The organism is Mesorhizobium sp. WSM4844 (genome assembly GCF_055811775.1).
In genome coordinates this window covers 1-279 of record NZ_JBVVQB010000220.1, presented here as the reverse complement: position 1 = coordinate 279, position 279 = coordinate 1, and the positions used below count along the sequence as shown (strand labels likewise).

1 protein-coding gene is annotated in these 279 nt (G+C 71.7%); it reads right to left on the bottom strand.

Translation table 11 applies throughout. The features are described 5' to 3' along the window. On the bottom strand, positions 1-279 hold a 279-nt coding region (locus AC0L2A_RS36515), incomplete at both ends, for a hypothetical protein (RefSeq protein WP_473613033.1).

Below are 279 nucleotides of genomic sequence, written 5' to 3'. Positions count from 1 at the left end.
CCGGCACCGGCATGCATGCGGCCGAACAGCACCGTGCCGAACACCACCTGCTCTCGGCCGCTGCTCAGCGCCACCACCTGACCCCAGGCCAGATGGCACAGGCTGGCCAGGCTCACCCCCAGCCGCCGCGCCTGGGCCCGCAGCCGATCGTTGAGCGCCTGCGGCAGCATCCCCCGCGCCTCGCCGACCCCGCTGCCGTCGCCGCGCACCTCGTTCAGCCCGAACGGCATTGTCGGCTCGTCGATGTCCGCCAGCTGTTCCTGGAAGAACTCCTCATGC